The organism is Niastella sp. (assembly GCF_045805085.1).
GTDB lineage: Bacteria > Bacteroidota > Bacteroidia > Chitinophagales > Chitinophagaceae > Niastella.
Window position 1 is genome coordinate 1 of sequence record NZ_JBJMLX010000285.1, and the last position, 3147, is coordinate 3147.

The following is a 3147-nucleotide window of genomic DNA, read 5'->3' on the forward strand; positions in this document are numbered from 1 at the left end:
AGTACCTACAGTTGGACCGGGCCAAACAGTTTTACTTCATCATCAGCAACCCCTTCCATTGCAAATGTCACCACCGCGGCTTCGGGAGTTTATACAGTAATTGTAACTAATGGAAATGGATGTTCGGCTACTACAACCACTAGCGTAACTATTAATGCGCTACCAACCCCAACAGCAAGCAGCAACACCCCGCAATGCGCCGGTTCTAACTTGAACCTGACAACCAGTGGCGGCAGTACTTATAGTTGGACAGGGCCAAATGGGTTTACTTCATCATCAGCAACCCCTTCCATCGCAAATGTGACCACCGCTGCTTCGGGAGTTTATACAGTAATTGTAACTAATGGAAATGGATGTTCGGCTACTACGACCACTAGCGTAACTATTAATGCGCTACCAACCCCAACAGCAAGCAGCAACACCCCGCAATGCGCCGGTTCTAACTTGAACCTGACGACCAGTGGCGGCAGTACTTATAGTTGGACAGGTCCTAATGGGTTTACTTCATCATCAGCAAACCCTTCCATCGCAAACGTGACCAACGCTGCTTCGGGAGTTTATACAGTAATTGTAACTAATGGAAATGGATGTTCGGCTACTACGACCACCAGTGTAACCATCAATGCATTACCTACTCCAACAGCAGGCAGCAATACGCCGCAGTGCGCCGGTTCTACCTTGAACCTTACGGCTAGTGGCGGAAGTACCTACAGTTGGACCGGGCCAAACAGTTTTACTTCATCATCAGCAACCCCTTCCATTGCAAATGTCACCACCGCGGCTTCGGGAGTTTATACAGTAATTGTAACTAATGGAAATGGATGTTCGGCTACTACAACAACAACTGTTACTGTAAATCCGAGACCTGCCGTTACTAATGCTAATGCAGCAACTATCTGTAGCGGAACGGGACCCAACATCTCTTTGACTGCAAGTGTGCCGGGCACATTTGCATGGACCATCGGAACAATTACAGGAGGTATAACAGGCGCTAGTGCCGGATCAGGTTCTACTATCAATCAAACACTCACTAATCCAAGTAATACAACTGCAGGAACTGTACAGTATATTGTTACACCCACTTCCTCACCAGGCGGGTGTGCCGGTACTCCTTATGCTATCACTATTACTGTAAATCCGAGACCTGCAATTCCCACTATTTCTGCAGGGGGGCCAACTACTTTTTGCCAGGGCGGAAGCGTAACCCTTACTTCTTCTTCTGCTACAGGCAACCAGTGGAGTTTGAATGGCACGGGTGTTCCAGGAGCGACAAATCAAACCTATTCCACAACAACAAGTGGAAGTTATACCGTAACAGTAACAAACGGCAATGGCTGTGCCAGAACATCTGCGGCAACCTCGATCACCGTAAATCCTTTACCAACTATAACTGTTAGTCCGGCTGCGCCTGCGGCATTTTGTAGTGGTGGTAGTGTAACGCTAACAGCAAGCGGCGCCAATACGTATACCTGGAGCCCTGCAACAGATCTATCCATTACAACCGGTAATATTGTTAATGCTTACCCCAGTGTTACCACTACTTACACCGTTACAGGAACCGGCGCTAACGGCTGTATCGGCACGGCTAATGTTACAGTAACAGTTACTCAGGGGCCCAGTGGAGATGTTTCTTCAAGCCCGGCAGTTTGCCCCGGAGCTAACAGCGGCACTTTAACATTATCTAACTATACCGGCAATATATTAAGATGGGAATCATCTACCGATGGCGGAGCAACCTGGACAACCATCAGCAACACCAGTACGTCACAATCGTACCTTAATTTAACTACAACTACCATTTACCGCGTTGCACTTGAATTGAACGGATGCAATGACTATTCAAGCATAGGTATTGTACCGGTAAATCCTCCGTTTACTCCCACAGTCACTGCAACACCGTCCATATTCTGTTTAGGTCAATCAGCCGTTTTAAAGGCCAGTGATTATGGTCCACCGCCTTTTCCGGTTGAGGATTTTCAAAATGCCAACCCGGCCGGCTGGAATGGGAACGATGCCAACAGCAATAACAAAGATGATAACAGTGCATGGGGAGAAACGGGTAATGGCAAAACTTTTAACGGCAAAGTGTTTAATTCAAATGCAGCGCCTACGAATACCAAATTCATGATCGTTAACGGCGATGGCGGCGGAAGCACGGTTAGTTTAGTCACACCTCCTTTCAGCCTGGTAGGATTGACCAATCCTACTTTCAACTATTATACTGCATTAAACTTTAATGCAGGCACAACAGGATGGGTTGAAATTTCAACCAACGGCGGCCTTTCCTATACAACCTTAAAAACCTATACAGGTCCAACAAATGTTGGAAATCCAAACAATGGTTTTATCCAGGAATCAATTAATCTAAGCGCCTACATAGGTCAAACGAATGTAATGGTGCGCTTCAGATACAGCGGCACAGCAGGAAGTAACTGGGCCGTAGACAATGTAGGCATTGCCGGTACTTATCAGCCGGTAACCTACCAATGGTCACCCACAACATATTTAACGCCTGCTACAGGAATAGGCCAAACCGTTACCACAACACCTACGGCAGCCGGTACATTTAATTATTGCGTTGTTGCCACTACCGCTGCCGGATGTGCCAGCTCACCAGTTTGTGTTGATGTCGTTGCTAAACCAATACCTACCTGTTCTATTACAGGTGCAAGCATTGTTTGTCCGGCTGCCACAACTACTTATAGTGCACCGGCCATTGCAGGTTATACCTATAAGTGGACGATCAGTGGAGGAGCAACTATTTCAGGCTCTTCAACAGGCCAAACAGTAACAGTAGTTGCTAATAATACTTGTGGCACTTATACACTAACGCTGGTAACTACATTGAATGGATGCTCAAGCACTCCATGTACGCAAATTGTCAATGTTGTTGATAATACAGCACCGGTTGCAACGGCTCCTGCAACGCAGAGTTTCCAGTGCCTTGCAGATGTGCCGGCTCCCGGTACGTTAACAGCAACTGACAATTGCAGTGGCAATATTACCGCAACGGGCGTAGACGTACGAGTTGCTAATGGTTGCGGATATACTATTACAAGAAAATGGACATTCACCGATGCATGTAACAATACAACATCGGTTTCTCAAATTATCAACGTGCTCGATAATACAGTGCCTGTTGCACCA

General features: G+C 46.8%; 1 protein-coding gene. It reads left to right on the plus strand.

The window, feature by feature from the left end; genetic code table 11:
• Positions 1-3147: beta strand repeat-containing protein (locus ACJ751_RS14875; protein ID WP_407746290.1), on the plus strand; the 3147-nt coding region annotated here is incomplete at both ends.